Source organism: Pseudomonas sp. R9.37, from assembly GCF_963878885.1.
GTDB lineage: Bacteria > Pseudomonadota > Gammaproteobacteria > Pseudomonadales > Pseudomonadaceae > Aquipseudomonas.
Map to the genome: position 1 here is coordinate 254528 of NZ_CAWNZA010000032.1, position 21135 is coordinate 275662.

The window sequence follows — 21135 nt, forward strand, 5'->3', positions numbered from 1 at the left end:
TTTGGGTTCGCCATGTCGACATTAGATGAAGAAGAACGCCGCGAATACTACCGTATCGACGACATGATCGCACTTCAAATCAGCATCCTCTCTGCCCCCGAAGCGGCGAGCAAGGAAGTGTTGCTGGATGATTCACCGCTGTTCAACCTGCTCAGCGAATTGCACCTCAGCGAATTCGAAGCCCAGCACCTGCTGCGCCAGATCAGCGAGAAAGATCGCAGCCTGGCCGCCTTCCTCAAAGTCCAGAACAAACGCGTGGACCTGCTCAGTCAGATCATGGCGCGCGGCCTGTTGGATGAGGTGGGCGCGCCGCAGCCGGTGATCCTTTCCGAAGGCGGCATCGACTTCAAGCATCCAACGCCGCTGGCGCCCGACACACACCTGGCGGTCAAGCTTGTATTGATGCCCCAGGCGCTCGGCTTGCTGCTGCGTGCCCGCGTGACGCATTGCGACGCCAAGGGCGACGGCTTTGACGTGGGCACGGAATTCGAATCGATGACCGATGCCCAACGCCAATTGCTGGCGCGCTACATCCTGCAGAAACAAGCCCAGGAACGACGCCTGGCGCGGGAACAAAGCGACGCCCAAGACACCTGAATTTCGTATGACCCCGCCGGGCTATCTGGCGCAAAGGAGCAACTGTGACCCTGATTTATGGCCACCGCGGTGCCAAAGGCGAAGCACCGGAAAACACCCTGACCAGCTTTCAGGAGTGCCTCAAGCACGGTGTACGCCGCTGCGAACTGGATTTGCACCTGTCCATGGACGGCGAGTTGATGGTCATCCACGACCCGACCCTCAAACGCACCACCGACCGGCGCGGCAAAGTCGTCGAGTATTCGGCAGCCGACCTTGTGAAGATGGACGCGCGCAAAGGCGGCCCGGGTTGGGTCAGCCCCTGCCCGATCCCACGCCTGGAAGAGCTGTTCGAAAAATGCGACTTCGATCACTGGCAGTTGGAAGTCAAAAGCGCTTCGCGCACCCGCGCCGCGACGACCGTACTGGCAATTCGTGAGATGGCCGTGCGTCATGGCCTGATGGACAAGGTCACCGTGACCTCAAGTTCGCGGGAAGTCTTGAAAGCGGCCGTGGAGCTTACCCCGGACCTGTCACGCGGCCTGGTCGCCGAATACGCGTGGCTCGACCCGCTGAAGGTCGCGCAAAACTACGGCTGTGAATACCTGGCATTGAACTGGACGCTGTGCACCCCCGAGCGTCTGGAAAAAGCCCAACGCCAGGGTTTGCACGTGTCCGTGTGGACGGTCAACGAACCGGCGCTGATGCGCAGGCTCGCTGACTTCGGCGTAGATAGCCTGATTACAGACTTTCCCGGTTTGGCCACTGCCACCCTCGAGAATTACTGAAATCGGTCTCCCCGGCCGGCTCAGGCCACCGGCCGGAGCCGCTCAAAAAAGCCGGTTGAGGCCGTCGTAGGCCGCTACCCGATAGGCTTCGGCCATGGTCGGGTAGTTGAACGTGGTGTTCACAAAATACTTGAGGGTATTTTGCTCGCCCGGCTGGTTCATGATGGCCTGGCCGATGTGCACGATCTCCGAGGCCTGGTAGCCGAAGCAATGCACGCCGAGGACTTCCAGGGTCTCGCGGTGGAACAGGATCTTGAGCATGCCTTGCGGCTCACCGGCAATCTGCGCACGCGCCATGCTCTTGAAGAACGCCTTGCCGACTTCGTAAGGCACCTTGGCCTTGGTCAGTTCGTGTTCGTTCTTGCCGATCGAGCTGATCTCCGGAATCGTGTAGATGCCGGTCGGCACGTCGTTCACATAACGCCAGCTGCCATTGTCGACAATGCTGCCGGCCGCTGAACGGCCTTGGTCATGCGCGGCACTGGCCAGGCTTGGCCAGCCGATCACGTCACCGGCGCCATAGATATTGGTCACGCAGGTGCGGTAGTTCTCGTCCACTTCGATCTGGCCACGGCTGTTGACCTTCACGCCGATGTTTTCCATGCCCAGCTTGTCGGTGTTGCCGGTACGGCCGTTGCACCACAGCAAGGCGTCGGCCTTGATCTTCTTGCCGGATTTGAGGTGCAGGATCACACCGTTGTCCAGGCCTTCGACCCGCTCGTACTCTTCGTTGTGGCGCACGGTGATGTTGTTGTTGCTGAAGTGGTAGCTCAACGCTTGGGAAATTTCCGAGTCGAGGAAGCTCAGCAACTGGTCGCGGTTATCCACCAGCTCCACCAATACGCCCAGGCCGCTGAAAATCGAGGCGTATTCACAGCCAATCACGCCGGCGCCGTAGATGATCAATTTGCGCGGGGTGTGGCCCAGGCTCAGGATGGTGTCGCTATCGTAGATACGCGGGTGGTGGAAATCGATATCGGCCGGGCGATACGGGCGCGAACCGGTGGCGATGATGATGTGCTTGGCCACCAGCTTCTCGACTACGCCGTTGGCGCAGACCACTTCGACGGTTTGCTCGTCGGCAAAACTGCCGGTGCCGAAGAACAGGTCGACGCGGTTACGGGCGTAGTAGCCGGTGCGCGACGCGACTTGCTTGGAGATGACTTTTTCGGCGCTTTTCAATACGTCCGGGAACGAGAACCAGCGCGGCTCACCAATGGCCCGGAACATCGGGTTGGTGTTGAACTGCATGATCTGGCGCACCGAGTGACGCAAGGCCTTGGACGGGATGGTACCCAGGTGGGTGCAGTTACCGCCGACCTGGCGACGGCTATCGACCATCGCCACCTTGCGCCCAGCTTTGGCGGCGTTCATCGCCGCACCTTCTCCAGCCGGGCCGGAACCCAGTACCACCACGTCGTAGTTGTAGACAGCCATGCGTACTCCTCAGAACAGACCAGGCGTACGGTTGGACGCCTGGCTAAATCATGCCGCGGCCAGCGGGCATGAAGGACAATTTGGCTCAAGTGTGTGAGCCGGGGCACAGTCTATAGAAGGCTCAACGCCGCGAACATTAACCCTTGGTCGCGTCGTAGGCCAGTCTTGCCTTTACTACAGAACCCGCAAATTGCAATTAGACTGCTGACACGCACCTTTTGCAGGAAGAGCCATTATGCGGCATGTCGTTTTCTGTTTATTGCTGATTTTCTGTGTGGCAGTGCAGGCCAGTGAGGCGGACCGCCTGAAGCAGGCCGGTTTTCCTGCGCAATCTCATGACCTGGTGCTGAAAAACCAGACGGTGCTGGTGTATCTCTGGGCGGATGTGTATGCAGCAGCGGTGTATGCCCCCGCCGACACCAGCGCCAAAGCCGCCTGGGACCAGCAAAAGAATCTGCGCCTGGCGCTGTATTACTTTCGCGACATCGACCGTAACGACGTGATCAAGGCGGCCACCACGACCTTGGAGCGCCAGCAAAGCAGCGCCACCCTCGCCCGCTTGAAGCCGGAACTGGATCGGCTGCACGCGAGCTTCCGCGATATCCGCAGTGGCGACCGGTATGCCCTCGACGTTCGGCCTGGGCGTGGGTTGAATCTGGAGATCAACGACAAGGTGGTGTTCAGCAGCCGCGATGAGGAATTGGCGAAAGCCTATCTCGGCATTTGGCTGGCGCCGAAGGGCTTGTCCGACAGCTTGCGCAACTCCCTCCTCAACTGATCAACACCCGCCAAGACACCTGCGCATTTAGTCAGCTTGCTATCAGTTTTTATTGCGGGTAGTGGCCAATACACATATGGTTACAAAGAAGCAGCAAGGATGAGCGATGACCAGGGATCACTAATAAGATAGCCAAAATGAGTGCATGACATGTCCACTACCACGGGCAAAGGCAAGGCGATTTTTCGCGTTGTCAGCGGCAACTTCCTCGAGATGTTCGACTTCATGGTCTATGGCTTCTACGCCACGGCCATTGCCAAAACCTTCTTTCCCACCGACAGCGCGTTTGCTTCCTTGATGCTGTCCCTGGCGACCTTCGGCGCCGGCTTCCTGATGCGGCCCCTGGGCGCGATCTTCCTCGGCGCTTACATCGACCGCCACGGCCGTAAGAAAGGCCTGGTCATCACCCTGGCCATGATGGCCGCCGGCACCGTCCTCATCGCTTGCGTCCCTGGCTATGCCACCCTGGGTGTGGCGGCGCCGTTGCTGGTGCTGTTTGGTCGCTTGCTGCAAGGTTTCTCCGCCGGCGTCGAGCTGGGCGGTGTGTCGGTGTACCTGGCCGAAATCGCCACACCTGGGCGCAAGGGCTTCTTCGTCAGCTGGCAGTCAGCCAGTCAGCAGGCCGCGGTGGTGTTCGCCGGGTTGCTCGGCGTGGGCCTGAACCACTGGCTCAGCCCCGAAGAAATGGGTGACTGGGGCTGGCGCGTGCCGTTCCTGATCGGCTGCCTGATCGTGCCGGTGATCTTCGTGATTCGCCGCTCGCTGGAAGAAACCCCTGAGTTCCAAGCGCGTAAACACCGCCCTACCCTGCAGGAAATTGTGCGCTCGATCGGTCAGAACTTCGGCATCGTCATCGCCGGCATGGCGCTGGTGGTGATGACCACCGTGTCGTTCTACCTGATCACCGCCTACACCCCGACCTTCGGCAAGGCCGAGCTGCACCTGTCGGACTTCGATGCGTTGCTGGTGACCGTGTGCGTGGGTATCTCCAATTTCATCTGGCTGCCGGTGATGGGCGCGGTGTCCGACAAGATCGGACGCAAACCCCTGCTGCTCGGCGCGACGATTCTGGCGATTCTTACCGCGTATCCGGCGTTGTCGTGGCTGGTGGCCAATCCGAGCTTCAGCCATCTGCTGATCGTGCTGCTGTGGCTGTCGTTCCTGTATGGCTCGTACAACGGTGCGATGGTGGTGGCGCTCACCGAGATCATGCCGGTGGAAGTGCGCACTACCGGGTTTTCCCTGGCCTACAGCCTGGCAACCGCGACCTTTGGTGGGTTTACACCGGCGGCCTGCACCTACCTGATCCACGTGCTGGACAATAAGGCAGCGCCTGGGATCTGGCTCAGTGGTGCGGCGATACTCGGCTTGATCGCTACATTGATACTGTTCAAGGGCAACCGGCATGAACTGCGCACTGCGCAGGCGTCAGTGGTGGGCGGCGCCTGATAGACCGCTATCGCAGGCAAGCCAGCTCCCACCTTTGACTGTATTCACACATCAAACCTGTGGGAGCCGGGCTTGCCCGCGATGAGGCCCGAACATTCACCACAAAACAGCAGCCATAAAAAAAGCCCCGAACCAGTCGGGGCTTTTTCATTTACCGCAAAGGCTTAGCGCGGGAATGCAGGCGGGTTGACCCCAGCCATGTCTTCCATCACGCGAACCACTTGGCAGCTGTAACCGAACTCGTTGTCGTACCAGACGTACAGCACAACGCGGTTGTCCTGGGTGATGGTTGCCTCGGCATCCACCACACCGGCGTGGCGCGAGCCCACGAAGTCGGTCGACACCACTTCCTGCGAGTTAACGAAGTCGATCTGCTTATGCAGGTCCGAGTGCAGCGCCATGTAGCGCAGGTACTCGTTCATTTCTTCACGGGTGGCGGCTTTCTCAAGGTTCAGGTTGAGAATGGCCATCGACACGTTCGGCGTCGGCACGCGGATCGCGTTACCGGTCAGCTTGCCGGCCAGCTCAGGCAGGGCCTTGGCAGCAGCGGTGGCAGCACCGGTCTCGGTGATCACCATGTTCAACGCCGCGCTACGGCCACGGCGATCGCCTTTGTGGAAGTTGTCGATCAGGTTCTGGTCGTTGGTGTACGAGTGAACTGTTTCAACGTGACCATTAACGATGCCGAACTTGTCATTCACAGCCTTCAGCACCGGCACGATGGCGTTGGTGGTGCAGGAAGCAGCCGACACGATCTTGTCGTCAGCGGTGATTTCGCCGTGGTTGATACCGTGAACGATGTTCTTCAGCTTGCCTTTGCCAGGCGCGGTCAGCACAACGCGGTCGATACCCGGGCAGGCCAGGTGTTGGCCCAGGCCCTCGGCATCACGCCATACGCCGGTGTTGTCCACCAGCAGGGCGTCCTTGATGCCGTACTGGGTGTAATCCACCTCAGACGGGTTCTTCGCGTAGATCACCTGGATCAGGTTACCGTTGGCGGTGATGGTGTTGTTTTCTTCGTCGATGACGATGGTGCCGTTGAACGGACCGTGTACCGAGTCGCGGCGCAAGAGGCTGGCGCGTTTGGTCAGGTCGTTCTCGGCGCCTTTGCGCACAACGATGGCACGCAGGCGCAGGCCGTCGCCGCCACCGGTTTTTTCGATCAGGATGCGCGCCAGCAGGCGGCCGATACGGCCAAAGCCGTACAGCACAACGTCAGTGCCTTTGCGGGCAGCGGCGTTTTGCTGGCCAACCACATCGGCCATCTCTTCACGCACGAACTGCTCGGCGGTGCGGCCAGCGCCTTCTTTGCGGAATTTGTAAGCCAACTTGCCCAGGTCTACCGAGGCCGCGCCGAGCTTGAGCTCGCTCATGGCTTTAAGCAGAGGGAATGTTTCGTGGACGGAGAGTTCGCTGTCGTCGGCGGAACGATGGCGAGCAAAGCGATGCGCCTTGAGAATCGCGATGACTGATTGGTTGATCAGGCTGCGGCCATAGATCGAGCTCACCACATTGTTATTGCGGTACAGCTGACCGATAAGCGGAATCATCGCTTCAGCGAGTGCTTCACGGTCGATCCATTCACCAAGACACTGGTCGGGCTTCTGAGTCACGGGAACCTTCCACATGTAGGGGCAGAAAAAAGGGGCTACATTATGTCGTCCGACCGGCCGTTCAGCAATGCGCCAACCACAACAAAAAGCGCTTGCAAAAAAACACCACCCCGCTACAGCCCAGTAAATACGCGGGTTCCAGAAGGCCACCAATGACGCCGCGCCGCCAACTTGTCCGTAACCCTCCGAAACATCCGCACTTTTTGGCACTACATATTGAGTCAAAACCCACCATTGTTTGTCTTAGCCACTACATTTCCTGCAAACCGTAATAGGCTCAGTCAGCAACTGACAGGCGGCACCTCGGGCCGTTACAATTACCGACTTTGTCGCAACGCTTGGAGCTCAACCTTCCGTGCCCGTTCTGCGTCTACCGATTCTCCCTGCCGCGGCAGGTAAACAGCACTGGGGCAACCTGCCCGGTGCCGCCCTGAGCCTGGCCATCGCCGAGGCTGCCAGCGCAGCCAAGCGCTTTACCCTGCTGCTCACCGCCGACAGCCAAAGTGCCGAGCGACTGGAGCAGGAGCTGAGCTTCTTCGCCCCCGATTTGCCGGTGCTGCACTTTCCCGACTGGGAAACCCTGCCCTACGACCTGTTCTCGCCGCACCAGGACATCATTTCCCAGCGCATCGCCAGCCTGTACCGCTTGCCGGAACTGGCCCACGGCGTGCTGGTGGTGCCGATCACCACGGCCCTGCATCGCCTGGCGCCAACCAAGTTTCTGCTGGGCAGCAGCCTGGTGCTGGATATCGGCCAGAAGCTCGATGTAGAACAGATGCGCACGCGCCTGGAAGCCAGTGGCTACCGCTGCGTCGACACGGTGTACGAACACGGCGAGTTCGCCGTGCGCGGGGCGTTGATCGACCTGTTCCCGATGGGCAGCAAGTTGCCGTACCGCATCGACCTGTTCGACGACGAAATCGAAACCCTGCGCACCTTCGACCCGGAGAACCAGCGCTCGATTGATAAAGTCGAGTCGATCAAACTGCTGCCTGCGCGGGAATTCCCGCTGCAAAAAGACGCCGTCACACGCTTCAAGGCCCGCTTTCGCGAACGCTTCGACGTGGACTTCCGCCGCTGCCCGATCTTTCAGGACCTGAGCAGCGGGATTACACCGGCCGGTATCGAGTACTACCTGCCGCTGTTCTTTGACGAAACCTCCACCCTGTTCGATTACCTGCCCCAGGACACCCAAGTGTTCTCGCTGCCAGGCATTGAGCAGGCAGCGGAAAACTTCTGGAACGATGTGCGCAATCGCTATGAAGAGCGCCGCGTCGATCCATCGCGGCCTTTATTGCCGCCTGCCGAGCTGTTCCTGCCGGTAGAAGACTGCTTCGCCCGCTTGAAAAACTGGCCGCGCGTAGTCGCCAGCCAACAGGACGTAGACGCCGGCAGCGGCCGCGAGCGCTTCCCGGCGAGCACGCTGCCGGACCTGGCGATTCAGGCCAAAGCCACGCAGCCGCTGGAAGCGTTATCCAACTTCCTCGGCGACTTCCCCGGCCGCGTGCTGTTTACCGCCGAGTCCGCCGGCCGCCGCGAAGTGCTGCTGGAGTTGCTCGAACGCCTGAAGCTGCGCCCGAAAACCGTCGACAGCTGGCCTGACTTTGTTAAGAGCAAAGACCGCCTGGCGATCACCATTGCGCCGCTGGATGAAGGTTTGTTGCTGGATGACCCAGCACTGGCGCTGATCGCCGAGAGCCCGCTGTTCGGCCAGCGCGTGATGCAGCGCCGCCGCCGTGAAAAACGCGCCGACATCAACAACGACGCAGTGATCAAAAACCTGACCGAGCTGCGCGAAGGCGCGCCGGTGGTGCATATCGACCACGGCGTGGGCCGCTACCTCGGGCTGCAAACCCTGGAGATCGACAACCAGGCCGCCGAATTCCTCACCATGGAATACGCCGAGGGCGCCAAGCTTTACGTGCCGGTGGCCAGCCTGCACCTGATCGCGCGCTACACCGGCAGCGACGACGCCCTGGCGCCGTTGCACCGCCTGGGCTCCGAGACCTGGCAGAAAGCCAAGCGCAAAGCCGCTGAACAGGTGCGCGACGTCGCCGCCGAACTGCTCGACATCTATGCACGCCGCGCAGCCCGCGAAGGCTACGCGTTTGCCGACCCGAAAGCCGACTACGCCACGTTCAGTGCCGGCTTCGCCTTCGAGGAAACCCCGGACCAGCAAACCACCATCGAAGCGGTGCGCGCCGATATGCTCGCGCCCAAGCCGATGGACCGTCTGGTGTGCGGCGACGTGGGCTTCGGCAAAACCGAGGTAGCCATGCGCGCCGCCTTTATTGCCGTGCATGGCGGCAAGCAGGTGGCGATTCTGGTGCCGACCACCCTGCTCGCCCAACAACACTACAACAGCTTCCGCGACCGCTTTGCCGACTGGCCGGTGAGCGTGGAAGTGATGAGCCGCTTCAAGTCCGCCAAAGAGGTGAACGCCGCCGTCGCCGACTTGGCTGAGGGCAAGATCGACATCGTGATCGGCACCCATAAGCTGCTGTCGGACGACGTGAAGATCAAAAACCTCGGTTTGGTGATCATCGACGAAGAGCACCGCTTCGGAGTGCGCCAGAAAGAACAACTGAAGAACCTGCGCAGCGAAGTCGACATCCTCACCCTCACCGCCACGCCGATTCCGCGCACGCTGAACATGGCCGTGTCGGGCATGCGTGACCTGTCGATCATCGCCACGCCGCCGGCACGTCGCCTGTCGGTGCGCACCTTCGTGATGGAACAGAACAAAAGCACGGTCAAGGAAGCGCTGTTGCGTGAACTGCTGCGCGGCGGCCAGGTGTACTACCTGCACAACGACGTCAAAACCATCGAGAAATGCGCCGCCGACCTTGCCGAACTGGTGCCGGAAGCCCGCATCGCCATCGGCCACGGCCAGATGCGCGAGCGCGAACTCGAACAGGTGATGAGCGACTTCTACCACAAGCGCTTCAACGTGCTGATCGCCTCGACCATCATCGAGACGGGCATCGACGTGCCGAGCGCCAACACCATCATCATCGAGCGCGCCGACAAGTTCGGCCTGGCGCAGCTGCACCAATTGCGCGGCCGCGTCGGGCGCAGTCACCACCAGGCCTATGCCTACCTGTTGACGCCGCCGCGTCAGCAGATTACCTCCGACGCCGAGAAGCGCCTGGAGGCGATCGCCAACACCCAGGACCTGGGTGCCGGCTTTGTGCTGGCCACCAACGACCTGGAAATCCGTGGCGCCGGCGAACTGCTCGGCGACGGCCAGAGCGGGCAGATCCAGGCCGTCGGTTTCACCCTGTATATGGAGATGCTTGAGCGCGCGGTGAAAGCCATCCGCAAGGGCGAACAACCGAACCTCGATCAACCCTTGGGTGGCGGCCCGGAAATCAATCTGCGCTTGCCGGCATTGATTCCCGAAGACTACCTGCCGGATGTGCACGCGCGGCTGATTCTGTACAAGCGCATCGCCTCTGCCACCGACGAAGAAGGTCTCAAGGACCTGCAGGTGGAGATGATCGACCGCTTCGGCCTGTTGCCGGAGCCGACCAAAAACCTGGTGCGCCTGACCCTGCTCAAATTGCAGGCCGAGCAATTGGGCATCAAAAAGGTCGACGCCGGGCCGCAAGGCGGGCGTATCGAGTTCGAAGCGCAAACGCCGGTGGACCCACTGGTGCTGATCAAGCTGATTCAGGGCCAGCCCAACCGCTACAAGTTCGAAGGGGCTACGCTGTTCAAGTTCATGGTGCCGATGGAACGTGCCGAAGAACGCTTTAATACATTAGAGGCGCTGTTTGAGCGCCTCATCCCGAAATCTGCTTGAAGGACGCCCCAATGCGCCTGTTCCGCATTTTGAGCCTGTTGTTGGTGGTCGTTGCTCCTTCGGCGTTTGCCGACAGCCCCTATCTGGTGGAAATGATTCTGGTGCGCCAGAACGCCGAGCCGGTGATCAATAGCCGCGCGGCACCGGAAAACTGGGACGCCGGGGCACCACGGCTGCCGGCGGACAAAATCAGCCCGCCGCGGCTGGGCAACATCGTCGACAAGCTCAGTGGCGACACCGGTTACACGGTGCTGCTGCACCGGGCCTGGGACCAGAACCTGGGCGAGCAGCCGGTGAAGCTCGCCATCAGCGATGGCCAGGAGCAGTTTGGCCAGTTTCCCATCGAAGGCACGCTTAACCTGCAACTGGGGCGCTTTACCGATATCGACGCAGACTTCTGGATCAACCAGTTCGACGCCAACGGCAGCGTCATCGCCAGCGAACACTTGAGCCAGCAAGGCGTGCGCACCAAGAACAACCAGCTCAACTACCTGGACGGCGGCCACTTGGCCCTGCTGATCAAGATCACCTCGCTGACCGCCAAACCACCCAGCGCACCACCGCCCGACGCTCAGGACTGATCCAGCGCCATGCCCCTGACATCGTCACTGACCAAACCCCTGGCCCCTTCGTGGGCCAATCGCTTTAAAGAGCAAAGCCTTGAGCGCGGGCGGCGCTACGCCCTCGAAAACCGCGTGCGCATCGTCGAGTCCGGCGATAGCACCATTGTTGCCAGCTGCGAAGGCTCGGGCGGTAACGTTTACCGGCAGACCATCTCGCTGCGCGAATCGGCCAAGGGCATGCTGATTCTGGTGGACAGCCGCTGCACGTGCCCGGTGCACACCAACTGCAAACACATCGCGGCGGTGCTGCTCAAGGTCCAGGAAACCCTGGCTTACCCGGCGGCTGCGCAAGATGCCGAGCTGCTGGAGAAACTCCAGGCCGTGCTGGATAACCGCGTGGTACTGCCGCAAGTGGTGATGGAAGATGTGCGGCCGGTGCCGCGCCTGTGGCTGGCGAGTGTCGAGTTCAGCGCGTTTGAACCGCGCAATGGCAAGATGCAGCGTTACATCCAGCACCGTGCGGCGTTGTCGTTCAACTACCTGGGCAACTATGTCAGCGGGCAAAAAAATGCCGACATCGTGGTGCGCCAGGAAACCCAGAGCCTGCGCATCAAGCGCCATCCGGAGCTGGAGCAGCCGTACCGCGAGCAACTGCGCCTGCTCGGCTTCAAGATCGCCACGCGCCAGAGCAAGGCGTTGCCGGAAAGCGCCGGCGAATTGTTCGAGATGGTCAACGACAGCGCCTGGCTCAACTTCACCCTCAACGCCTCGCCGACCTTGCGCGCCGAGGGCTGGGAGTTGCAGATCGATGAGGATTTCGGTTTCGACTTGAGCGCCGTCGATGACTGGTACGCCACCGTCGATGAAGGCCCGGAACGCGACTGGTTTGACCTGGAGCTGGGCATCATCGTCAACGGCGAGCGCCTGAGCCTGCTGCCGATTCTGTTGAACCTGATGCGCTCGCACACCGAGATTCTCAACCCGGAAAAGCTCGCCCGGCGCCGCGATGACGAGCTGATCCTGGTGAACATCCCCGGCCTGCCCAACGGCCACGGGCCGCTGCAAGTGGCGCTGCCCTACGGCCGCTTGAAACCGGTGCTGGCCACCCTTGGCGAGTTTTACCTGCAGGAATCGGGCACCACCACCCTGCGCCTGGCCAAGGCCGATGCGATTCGCCTCAACCCGCTGGAAGACCTGCCGCTGCAATGGGAAGGCGGCGAGAAGATCCGCAACTTCGCCCAGCGTCTGCGCGACATCAAGGATTTCACCTGCGAGGCGCCCGAAGGCTTGAACGCGACACTGCGCCCGTATCAACTCGAAGGCTTGAGCTGGATGCAGTCGCTGCGCCAACTCGATGTGGGCGGGATTCTTGCGGATGACATGGGTCTGGGCAAAACCCTACAGACGCTGGCGCATATTCTCAGTGAAAAAATCGCCGGGCGCCTGGATCGGCCGTGCATGGTGGTGATGCCTACCAGCCTGATCCCCAATTGGCTCGATGAAGCCGCGCACTTTACGCCGCAACTCAAGGTATTGGCGCTGTATGGCGCGACACGCAAAAAGCACTTCGCCAACCTGCAGGACCACGACCTGCTGCTGACGACTTATGCGCTGCTGCCCAAAGACATCGAGCAACTCGCCGCCCTGCCCTTGCATGTGCTGATCCTCGACGAAGCCCAGTACATCAAGAACCCCAACAGCAAGGCCGCTCAGGCCGCGCGCGAGCTCAATGCGCGCCAGCGCCTGTGCCTGAGTGGCACGCCGCTGGAAAACCACCTGGGTGAGCTATGGTCGCTGTTCCACTTCCTGCTGCCGGGCTGGCTGGGCGACGTAAAAAGCTTCAACCGCGATTACCGCGTGCCCATTGAAAAGCGCGCCAGTGATGTGCGATTGCAGCACCTCAACGGTCGAATCAAGCCCTTCCTGCTGCGCCGTACCAAGGAACAGGTGGCCACGGAATTGCCGCCCAAGACCGAGATCATCCATTGGGTCGATCTCAACGAAGCCCAGCGTGATGTGTACGAAACCATGCGCCTGGCCATGGACAAGAAGGTGCGCGACGAAATCACCCGCAAGGGCGTGGCGCGTAGCCAGATCATTATTCTTGAAGCGCTGCTCAAGCTGCGCCAGGTGTGCTGCGACCTGCGCCTGGTCAACGACGCCGCCCTGCCCGCGCGCGGCAGCAGCTCGGGCAAGCTCGACAGCTTGATGGAAATGCTCGAAGAGCTGTTTGCCGAAGGACGCCGGATTTTGCTGTTCTCGCAGTTCACTTCGATGCTGAGCCTGATCGAAGTCGAACTGAAAAAGCGCGGCGTGGCTTACGCACTGCTGACCGGCCAGACCCGCGACCGACGCACACCGGTGAAGGATTTCCAGAGCGGCAAGTTGCAGATTTTTCTGATCAGCTTGAAGGCTGGCGGTGTGGGCTTGAACCTGACAGAAGCCGATACGGTGATCCACTATGACCCGTGGTGGAACCCGGCCACGGAGAACCAGGCGACTGACCGCGCGTATCGCATCGGTCAGGAGAAGCCGGTGTTCGTCTACAAAATGATTGCGCGGGGCACGGTGGAGGAGAAAATCCAACACCTGCAAAAGGAAAAGTCCGACCTGGCGGCGGGCGTGCTGGATGGGCGTACGACGGGAGATTGGCAGTTGGGCAATGAGGACATCGAAGCGTTGTTTGCGCCGCTGCCCAATAAGCAAGAGAAGCGCTGACCTTCAGATTGCTATCGCGGGCAAGCCCGCTCCCACCTTTGAATGTGTTCACAAATCAAAATGTGGGAGCTGGCTTGCCTGCGATAGGCGCACCACGGTGTTCAGCCGATCAACTGAGCACCCCGCAACGCGGTAAGCGCCGCCAGCCAACGCGGGTCCTGCTTGTAGTCCGTCGAAGCAATCGCCTGCCCACGCATCCGCGCAATTCGCGCCGAAGGCGTAACCTTCATGCGCTGCGCCGCCGTCAGCGCCAGCTCGGCAGCCGCACGATCGTTGCACACCAAGCCCATGTCGCAGCCGGCGGTCAGCGCCGCTTCGATCCGGCTGGCCGCATCACCGACCACATGTGCCCCGGCCATGGACAGGTCATCACTGAAAATCACCCCATCGAACTGCAACTCGCCGCGCAGGATGTCCTGCAACCAGCGCCGCGAGAAACCAGCGGGTTGAGCATCCACCTGCGGGTAAATAACGTGCGCAGGCATGACGGCTGCCAATTGCTTGCTCAGGCGTGCGAAAGGCACCAGGTCATTTGCGCGAATCTGTTCCAGGCTACGCTCGTCATTGGGAATGGCGACGTGGGAATCGGCCTCAGCCCAGCCGTGGCCCGGAAAGTGTTTACCGGTGGCGGCCATACCCGCGCTGTTCATGCCGCGAATGAAGGCACCGGCAAGCACGGCGGCGCGCTCGGGGTCGCCTTCAAACGAGCGGGTGCCGACCACGGCGCTGCGCTGGTAGTCCAGGTCCAGCACCGGGGCGAAGCTCAAATCAAGGCCAACCGCCAGTACTTCAGTGGCCATGATCCAGCCGCACTGCTCGGCCAGGTATTCGGCATTCGGCTTATCCGCCAACAAACGCATGGCCGGCAGACGCACAAAGCCCTGGCGCAGGCGCTGCACGCGCCCGCCTTCCTGGTCCACGGCCAGCAGCAGGTCGGGGCGCACGGCACGGATCGCCGCGCTCAACTCGCGCACCTGGCGTGGGTGCTCGATATTGCGTGTAAAAATGATCAGGCCGCCCACTTCAGGCTGACGCAACAGGTGACGATCCTCGGCCGTCAGCCAGGTACCGGCCACATCAACCATCAAAGAACCTTGCAGGGCAGCAGTCATAAACCTTCCTTAAATAACGCACACAACCCGTTGCCCTCACCTGGCGCAATAAGCGCGGTGAGCACAACGGGTTGCGAGTAAATAGCTGAAATCGGCATGGCGGCTAGCTTAGCGGATGCAAGCGGCCGCGCACACCCGCGGCAATCACGCCTTGGCGACGGCCGGCGTGGATTTACTGCGTGGGCGCAACTGCGCGGCCGCCATGGCCTGGTCGGTCACACCGGTTTCGGCGCGCATGCCGGCGGCAAGGAACGGCACCATCAGGCGCATCACTTGTTCAATGGAGGTATTCACGCCGAAATCGGTCTCGGCAATTGCGCGCAAGGCTTTGATGCCGGACATGCTGAATGCGGCAGCACCGAGCATGAAGTGCACGCGCCAGAACAGTTCGATCGGCGGAATACGCGGCGCGGCTTCGTTGACCAGCAACATGTAGCGGCGGAACACCTTGCCGTACATGTCTTCCAGATAACGCCGCAAGTGGCCCTGGCTCTGGCTGAATGCCAGGCCGAGCAAACGCATGAAGATCGACAGGTCATTGCCGCTGCGCGGTTGAACCACCAGCGCTTGCTCAACCAGAATTTCCAGCAGGTCTTCCAGGCTCGGCTTGTTATCAGGCTTGGTCTGGCGGCGCTCCAGCTCACGGTCGAGGCTGGCGCAGAACGGTCCCAGAAAGCGCGAAAACACCGCCTGGATCAGGGCTTTCTTCGAGCCGAAATGGTAATTCACTGCAGCCAGGTTAACCCCAGCCTTGCTGGTGATCAGCCGCAATGAAGTTTCAGCAAATCCTTTTTCCGCGAACAATTGCTCGGCAGCATCGAGAATGCGTTCAACGGTTTCCGACTGGGCCATGGCTACTCCGCCTGACAAACACTTGTTTGAAACATACGTTTCAGGGTGTGTCTTGTCAAGCCTGCGAGTCCGTTTTCCGGCCGGGCAGTCATCTATTTAACCGCTATTTAATCACATCCTTCCTGGTCTGTAGGCAGCGCTGTCTCTGCCTTGTAGGAAGGGTGACGAATGACCGTCCAGCGGTGTGCCCAAAAAGGATGATTGCCAAGCGCAGTTCACTGTATATAATCCCAGTCACTGTATAAAAAGACAGAGCGATCAACATGCTAAAACTGACGCCACGCCAAGCTGAGATTCTGGCTTTTATCAAGCGCTGCCTCGATGACAACGGCTACCCGCCGACACGAGCGGAAATTGCGCTGGAGCTGGGGTTCAAATCCCCAAACGCTGCTGAAGAACACCTCAAGGCCCTCGCTCGCAAAGGCGCGATCGAGATGACCCCAGGGGCTTCTCGCGGTATTCGCATCCCTGGCTTTGAAGCCAAGGCCGACGAATCGACCCTGCCGATCATTGGCCGCGTCGCCGCCGGTGCGCCGATTCTGGCGCAACAGCACGTCGAGGAATCCTGCAACATCAACCCGACCTTCTTCCATCCGCGCGCCGACTACCTGTTGCGCGTACACGGCATGAGTATGAAGGACGTGGGCATTTTCGACGGCGATCTGCTGGCCGTCCACACCACCCGTGAAGCCCGTAATGGCCAGATCGTCGTTGCGCGTATCGGCGATGAAGTCACCGTAAAACGCTTCAAGCGCGAAGGCAGCAAGGTCTGGCTGATGGCCGAAAACCCTGAGTTCGCCCCGATTGAAGTGAACCTGAAAGATCAGGATCTGGTGATCGAAGGCTTGAGCGTCGGCGTCATTCGCCGCTAAAGGAGGCACCATGCAGCTCGTGCACACCCCACAACACACTCAACTGTCGCTGTTCGAGGCCTTCATGGCCCAACCCCTTGCGCCTATCCTCAAGGAAACGGTCGAGGCCCCGTGGGGCTCCGAACCTGAGGCGTTCAGTGAATTGTCGTTGCGCGGTGCAGCTGGAAGCTGCCTGAGCCTGCTGGCGCCGATCCTGCGTGAACTGAGCGAGGAACAGGACGCACGCTGGCTGACGCTGATCGCTCCACCTGCCAGCCTGACCCAGGCCTGGCTGCGAGACGCCGGCCTCAACCGCGAGCGCATCCTGCTGCTGCAACCACGTGGCGCGCAAAGCGCCCAACAGTTGACCTGCGAAGCCTTGCGTCTGGGACGTAGCCATACGGTGGTGAGCTGGTTGAACCCGTTGAATACTGCAGCCAAGCAACAACTGATCAGCGCCGCACGGACGGGCGATGCGCAAAGCTTGAATATTCGATTGGGGTGACAGGGAGCTAGCTGATTGCGTAGGTGACAGATAGGTATCTGTGCCGCGCGGGCTACTGTAGCGAGCGGGCTTGCCCCGCGTTGGGCTGCGGAGCAGCCCCATAACCAAGCACCGTGGAATACCTGATATACCGCGTTAATCCATTAGGGCCGCTTCGCGCGCCAACGCGGGGCAAGCCCGCTCGCCACAACAAGCCCGCTCACCACAGCAAGCTGACTCGCCTCAGAGGCCTGCTTACTGCAGCGACCTGCTCACTGCAACAAGACCGCCTACAACGAAAAGCGCACTTAACTGCAACTCAGTGCAGAACTCGCGGCCCGTCGTCCTTCTCCGGTTCGCCTTCTGCCAGGCGACCCGCCATCTGCACACCAACGCTCAACATGGCTTTCGCCACTTCCACGTGCTGGCCTTGCAGGAATGCTTTTGCGTCTTCGGAAAAATCCAGGATAACCAGAGAACCCTCGTCCTCAGCCCGACGCAGCTCGATTCGGCCGTCAGGTAATTCAACAATTTCCAGAAAGGACGTTGGCATAAAAGTCTGTTCTCCACGAAAGGCCGGGATTATATCAGTCATCCACCCAGCCTCGCTGAGGATCTGAACAGGTTTCTCTACGGCTTGATGAATGGTGCTTTTTGAGCCCCGCACCGGACTTTCTCTCTAACTCGGTACAAATGTGGGAGCGGGCTTGCTCGCGAATGCGGCGGATCAGTAATGAATCTGTCGACTGACACTCCGTTTTCGCGAGCAAGCCCGCTCCCACATTTTTGACCGTGTTCAGTCAGCGACTCCGTCTCAGCACTCGTTCAAGCCTTCACGAAACCGCAGCGCCATCTTCTTCAGCTCCTGACGCCAGCTCTCCAGCTCTTCGCGACTCAACGGCTTGGGCTCATCCTCTTGCAGGGCAACAGCGACGATCAGCGGCTGCGTCACGTCCCCCTTGGGCACATGAGGAATACGTGGCGGCTGGAACATGTCGGCATGTGCCTTGAGCAGGCGGGCCACCCAGCTTTCGGGGCTTTGGGCCATTTCCACCAACTCGGCCAGCTCAGGAATGGCCATGCTCTCCAGCACTTCGCGGTTCATGATCAGCTCTGCACGCGGCGAACCGGCCTGGGGCAAACGGTAGAACCCGGCGATTTCATGGCACAGCCCCAACAGGGCGCCGTAGAGATGGAACAATGCAGCCTCACGCCCCGCCTGGACCAGCGCGATGGCGTTCATCTCCTTCCCTTCCTCGGCACGGCCAAGGGCTTCCAGGGACAAACCCGCGAAGTAAATTTTTTGATTGGTACGGGTATAGAGTTCGTTGGCCATAACGGCAGTCTCCACAACGAAATAAGCCTGATGCTGGCTCAACAGTGTCACGGATCAGCCGAGACTCCTGCAAGCGCAAAAAAAGGCCGCCCATGCAGGCGGCCTTCGTATTTCGCAGCGTAGTCGATCAAGCGCCCTGGCGCTTGTCCTCGACCTTCCACTTGCCGCCGTCGTAGAACGCTTTCCAGCCCGTAGGCTTGCCGTCCACTTCGGTCTGCACGTACTGCTCCTTGGTTTTGCGGCTGTAGCGGATCACGGCCGGGCGACCGTCGGGATCCTTCTTCGGCGCTTCGCACAGGAAGTGGTACTTGGGATCGATCTCGTCCTTGTGCGGCACGATTTCCAGCACCAGCGGCGCTCGGGTCTCGCGGTTTTTCGGGAACTGGCTGGCCGCCAGGAACAACCCCGAGGCGCCGTCACGCAGAATGTAGGTGTCGTTGACCTTCTCGCACTTGAGTTCAGGCATCTTCACCGGGTCCATCTTCGGCGGCGCCGCGTCACCACTTTTCAGCAGTTTGCGAGTGTTCTTGCACGTCGGGTTGGTGCAACCGAAGAACTTGCCGAAACGGCCGGTCTTGAGCTGCATCTCACTGCCGCACTTGTCGCATTCCAGGCTCGGGCCTTCGTAGCCCTTGATGCGGTAGCTGCCCTCTTCGATTTCGTAGCCGTCGCAATCCGGGTTGTTACCGCAGATGTGCAACTTGTGCTTCTCGTCGAGCAAGTAGGCATCCATTGCCGTGCTGCAGATCGGGCAACGGTGCTTGCCACGCAATACCAGCGACTCGGATTCACCCTCGTCGTCAGCAGCGATTTCATCACCCGGCACCAGGTTGACGGTGGCCTTGCAGCGCTCTTTCGGCGGCAGGCTGTAGCCCGAGCAACCGAGGAACACGCCGGTGGACGCAGTACGAATCTGCATCGGACGGCCGCAGGTCAGGCACGGGATGTCAGTCATCACCGGCTGGTTGGCACGCATGCCGCTTTCAGGGCTTTCGGCCACTTCGAGCTTCTTCTTGAAGTCGCCGTAGAACTCATCCAGTACGTTTTTCCAGTCGCGCTCGCCCTGGGCCACGTCATCGAGGTTCTCTTCCATGCCGGCGGTGAAGCCGTAGTCCATCAGGTTGGAGAAGCTCTCGGACAGGCGCTCGGTAACGATGTCGCCCATCTTTTCCGAGTAGAAGCGACGGTTGTGCAGCGCGACGTAGCCGCGGTCCTGGATGGTCGAGATGATCGCCGCGTAGGTCGAAGGACGACCGATACCGCGTTTTTCCATCTCTTTTACCAGGCTGGCTTCCGAATAACGCGCCGGCGGCTTGGTGAAGTGCTGGGACGGGTCGAGCTTGATCAGCTTCAACGTGTCGCCCTGGGCCATGTCCGGCAGCACATCGTCATCGCCAGGCTTGGCGATTTGCGGCATCACGCGGGTGTAGCCGTCGAACTTGAGGATACGGCCCTTGGCACGCAGCTCGAAGTCGCCAGCACCGACACTGACGGTGGTGGACAGGTATTGCGCCGGCAGCATCTGGCAGGCCAGGAACTGGCGCCAGATCAGCTCGTAAAGGCGCTCAGCGTCGCGCTCCATGCCGGTCAGCTTGCTTGGCTCGGTATTGGCGTCGGAAGGACGAATCGCTTCGTGAGCCTCCTGTGCGCCTTCCTTGCTGCTGTAGACGTTCGGCTTCTCCGGCAGGTACTTCTTGCCGAATTCGGTTTCAATATAAGTACGCGCCATCGCCACCGCGTCTTGCGACAGGTTGGTGGAGTCGGTACGCATATACGTGATGTAGCCAGCTTCATACAGACGCTGAGCCATCATCATGGTTTTCTTCACACCAAAGCCCAGGCGGTTACTCGCGGCCTGTTGCAGGGTGGAGGTGATGAACGGCGCCGACGGCTTGCTGCTGGTCGGTTTGTCTTCACGCTTGACGATGCTGTAGCTGGAAGCCTTGAGCTTCTCCAGCGCGGCCATGGCCTGGGCTTCGTTCAGCGGCTTGAAGGCCTCGCCTTTCTCGCGGGCCACTTCAAAGCGCACGTTGGCACCCTTGGCGGTGCCGAGGTCAGCGTGCACTTCCCAGTACTCTTCAGGGTTGAACGCACGAATCTCGCGCTCACGCTCCACCACCAGCTTTACCGCCACCGATTGCACACGACCGGCCGACAGGCCACGGGCGATTTTGGCCCACAGCAGTGGCGAGACCATATAACCCACCACGCGGTCGAGAAAACGACGGGCCTGTTGAGCGTTTACACGATCGATGTCCAGTTCGCCCGGCTTGGAGAAGGCTTCCTGGATGGCTTTCTTGGTGATTTCGTTGAACACCACACGCTTGTAGCGGCTGTCATCACCGCCGATGGCTTCGCGCAGGTGCCAGGCAATGGCTTCCCCTTCGCGGTCCAAGTCGGTTGCGAGATAGATGGTGTCAGCATCCTTGGCGAGCCGGCGCAGCTCTTCGATGACCTTTTCCTTGCCGGGAAGGATCTCGTACTTGGCCTTCCAGCCATGTTCCGGGTCTACACCCATGCGCGAGACCAGCTGCTTGCGCGCTTTCTCTTTAGGCGTGAGCACCGGACCTTCGCCCGCAGCCACCTTGCCGCGCTTGGCGGCAGGCTCCTTGCTGGCGCTAGCCGAACCGCTGGTGGGCAGGTCTCGGATATGGCCGATACTCGACTTCACCACGTACTCGTTGCCCAAGTACTTGTTGATGGTCTTGGCCTTAGCCGGGGATTCCACAATGACCAGCGATTTGCCCATGGATCGGAAAATTCCTGAATTCGA

Annotated in this window: 16 protein-coding genes; 9 read left to right on the plus strand and 7 right to left on the minus strand. The window is 60.5% G+C overall.

Translation table 11 applies throughout. The annotated features are described in order from the left end of the window. The first annotated feature begins 12 nt into the window (after nucleotides 1-12). Nucleotides 13-597 (plus strand): PilZ domain-containing protein, encoded by a 585-nt coding sequence (locus AACU78_RS16975; protein WP_106576924.1) that lies wholly within the window; start codon nucleotides 13-15, stop codon nucleotides 595-597. A 44-nt stretch (nucleotides 598-641) separates the two neighbouring features. Then, nucleotides 642-1364, plus strand: a complete 723-nt coding sequence (locus tag AACU78_RS16980; protein WP_106576925.1) for a glycerophosphodiester phosphodiesterase — start codon at nucleotides 642-644, stop codon at nucleotides 1362-1364. Between the two features lie 42 nt (nucleotides 1365-1406). On the opposite strand, the gene sthA is transcribed toward AACU78_RS16980, so the two are convergent. Then, entirely contained in the window at nucleotides 1407-2801 is a 1395-nt protein-coding gene (gene sthA, locus AACU78_RS16985; protein ID WP_005786183.1) for a Si-specific NAD(P)(+) transhydrogenase, read from the minus strand. Between the two features lie 235 nt (nucleotides 2802-3036). Between sthA and AACU78_RS16990 the strand changes: the two genes are divergently transcribed. Then, on the plus strand, nucleotides 3037-3579 hold the full coding sequence (locus AACU78_RS16990) for a chalcone isomerase family protein (protein WP_106576926.1): 543 nt from the start codon (nucleotides 3037-3039) through the stop codon (nucleotides 3577-3579). A gap of 150 nt (nucleotides 3580-3729) precedes the next feature. Then, complete coding sequence (locus AACU78_RS16995; protein ID WP_106576927.1) at nucleotides 3730-5028, plus strand: MFS transporter; 1299 nt, start codon at nucleotides 3730-3732, stop codon at nucleotides 5026-5028. A gap of 164 nt (nucleotides 5029-5192) precedes the next feature. Here the strand turns inward: AACU78_RS16995 and AACU78_RS17000 are convergent, their stop codons facing one another. Beyond that, nucleotides 5193-6656 (minus strand): glyceraldehyde-3-phosphate dehydrogenase, encoded by a 1464-nt coding sequence (locus AACU78_RS17000; RefSeq protein ID WP_023659083.1) that lies wholly within the window; start codon nucleotides 6654-6656, stop codon nucleotides 5193-5195. A gap of 340 nt (nucleotides 6657-6996) precedes the next feature. Between AACU78_RS17000 and mfd the strand changes: the two genes are divergently transcribed. Genes mfd through AACU78_RS17015 form a run of 3 tightly spaced genes read left to right on the plus strand, consistent with a single transcriptional unit; the run spans nucleotide 6997 to nucleotide 13727 of the window. Beyond that, nucleotides 6997-10446, plus strand: a complete 3450-nt coding sequence (gene mfd / locus AACU78_RS17005; protein WP_106576928.1) for a transcription-repair coupling factor — start codon at nucleotides 6997-6999, stop codon at nucleotides 10444-10446. A gap of 11 nt (nucleotides 10447-10457) precedes the next feature. Continuing rightward, entirely contained in the window at nucleotides 10458-11027 is a 570-nt protein-coding gene (locus AACU78_RS17010) for a CsiV family protein (RefSeq protein ID WP_106576929.1), read from the plus strand. 9 nt (nucleotides 11028-11036) lie between these two features. Further along, on the plus strand, nucleotides 11037-13727 hold the full coding sequence (locus AACU78_RS17015; protein WP_106576930.1) for a DEAD/DEAH box helicase: 2691 nt from the start codon (nucleotides 11037-11039) through the stop codon (nucleotides 13725-13727). Nucleotides 13728-13828: 101 nt separating this feature from the next. Here the strand turns inward: AACU78_RS17015 and nagZ are convergent, their stop codons facing one another. Both nagZ and AACU78_RS17025 read right to left on the minus strand, forming a co-directional pair. Further along, complete coding sequence (gene nagZ / locus AACU78_RS17020; RefSeq protein ID WP_106576931.1) at nucleotides 13829-14839, minus strand: beta-N-acetylhexosaminidase; 1011 nt, start codon at nucleotides 14837-14839, stop codon at nucleotides 13829-13831. A 144-nt stretch (nucleotides 14840-14983) separates the two neighbouring features. Continuing rightward, a complete protein-coding gene (locus AACU78_RS17025; protein WP_106576932.1) occupies nucleotides 14984-15691 on the minus strand; it encodes a TetR/AcrR family transcriptional regulator in 708 nt (235 codons plus the stop codon). A 263-nt stretch (nucleotides 15692-15954) separates the two neighbouring features. Here AACU78_RS17025 and lexA point away from each other — a divergent pair, with 263 nt between their 5' ends. Together lexA and sulA are read left to right on the plus strand one after the other, a co-directional pair. Further along, a complete protein-coding gene (lexA, locus tag AACU78_RS17030; protein ID WP_017137423.1) occupies nucleotides 15955-16563 on the plus strand; it encodes a transcriptional repressor LexA in 609 nt (202 codons plus the stop codon). A 10-nt stretch (nucleotides 16564-16573) separates the two neighbouring features. Beyond that, nucleotides 16574-17047: an SOS-induced cell division inhibitor SulA gene (sulA, locus tag AACU78_RS17035; protein WP_106576933.1), complete on the plus strand. Its 474-nt coding sequence runs from the start codon at nucleotides 16574-16576 to the stop codon at nucleotides 17045-17047. A gap of 298 nt (nucleotides 17048-17345) precedes the next feature. On the opposite strand, the gene AACU78_RS17040 is transcribed toward sulA, so the two are convergent. The 3 genes from AACU78_RS17040 to topA form a co-directional block, all read right to left on the minus strand. Then, complete coding sequence (locus tag AACU78_RS17040; protein WP_053255041.1) at nucleotides 17346-17579, minus strand: hypothetical protein; 234 nt, start codon at nucleotides 17577-17579, stop codon at nucleotides 17346-17348. 261 nt (nucleotides 17580-17840) lie between these two features. Beyond that, the gene (locus AACU78_RS17045; RefSeq protein WP_106576934.1) at nucleotides 17841-18362 is read right to left on the minus strand and encodes a DUF6586 family protein; all 522 of its coding nucleotides are present in this window, start codon (nucleotides 18360-18362) and stop codon (nucleotides 17841-17843) included. A gap of 127 nt (nucleotides 18363-18489) precedes the next feature. Continuing rightward, nucleotides 18490-21111: a type I DNA topoisomerase gene (topA, locus tag AACU78_RS17050; protein ID WP_106576935.1), complete on the minus strand. Its 2622-nt coding sequence runs from the start codon at nucleotides 21109-21111 to the stop codon at nucleotides 18490-18492. Between the last annotated feature and the right edge of the window lie 24 nt (nucleotides 21112-21135).

Coding starts and splice junctions, on each gene's coding strand:
- AACU78_RS16990 (WP_106576926.1), top strand. CDS start 3,037: ATGCGGCATGTCGTTTTCTGTTTATTGCTGATTTTCTGTGTGGCAGTG.
- AACU78_RS17025 (WP_106576932.1), bottom strand. CDS start 15,691: ATGGCCCAGTCGGAAACCGTTGAACGCATTCTCGATGCTGCCGAGCAA.
- AACU78_RS17040 (WP_053255041.1), bottom strand. CDS start 17,579: ATGCCAACGTCCTTTCTGGAAATTGTTGAATTACCTGACGGCCGAATC.
- lexA (WP_017137423.1), top strand. CDS start 15,955: ATGCTAAAACTGACGCCACGCCAAGCTGAGATTCTGGCTTTTATCAAG.
- AACU78_RS17015 (WP_106576930.1), top strand. CDS start 11,037: ATGCCCCTGACATCGTCACTGACCAAACCCCTGGCCCCTTCGTGGGCC.
- sthA (WP_005786183.1), bottom strand. CDS start 2,801: ATGGCTGTCTACAACTACGACGTGGTGGTACTGGGTTCCGGCCCGGCT.
- AACU78_RS17045 (WP_106576934.1), bottom strand. CDS start 18,362: ATGGCCAACGAACTCTATACCCGTACCAATCAAAAAATTTACTTCGCG.
- AACU78_RS16975 (WP_106576924.1), top strand. CDS start 13: ATGTCGACATTAGATGAAGAAGAACGCCGCGAATACTACCGTATCGAC.
- nagZ (WP_106576931.1), bottom strand. CDS start 14,839: ATGACTGCTGCCCTGCAAGGTTCTTTGATGGTTGATGTGGCCGGTACC.
- sulA (WP_106576933.1), top strand. CDS start 16,574: ATGCAGCTCGTGCACACCCCACAACACACTCAACTGTCGCTGTTCGAG.
- topA (WP_106576935.1), bottom strand. CDS start 21,111: ATGGGCAAATCGCTGGTCATTGTGGAATCCCCGGCTAAGGCCAAGACC.
- AACU78_RS16995 (WP_106576927.1), top strand. CDS start 3,730: ATGTCCACTACCACGGGCAAAGGCAAGGCGATTTTTCGCGTTGTCAGC.
- AACU78_RS17000 (WP_023659083.1), bottom strand. CDS start 6,656: ATGTGGAAGGTTCCCGTGACTCAGAAGCCCGACCAGTGTCTTGGTGAA.
- AACU78_RS17010 (WP_106576929.1), top strand. CDS start 10,458: ATGCGCCTGTTCCGCATTTTGAGCCTGTTGTTGGTGGTCGTTGCTCCT.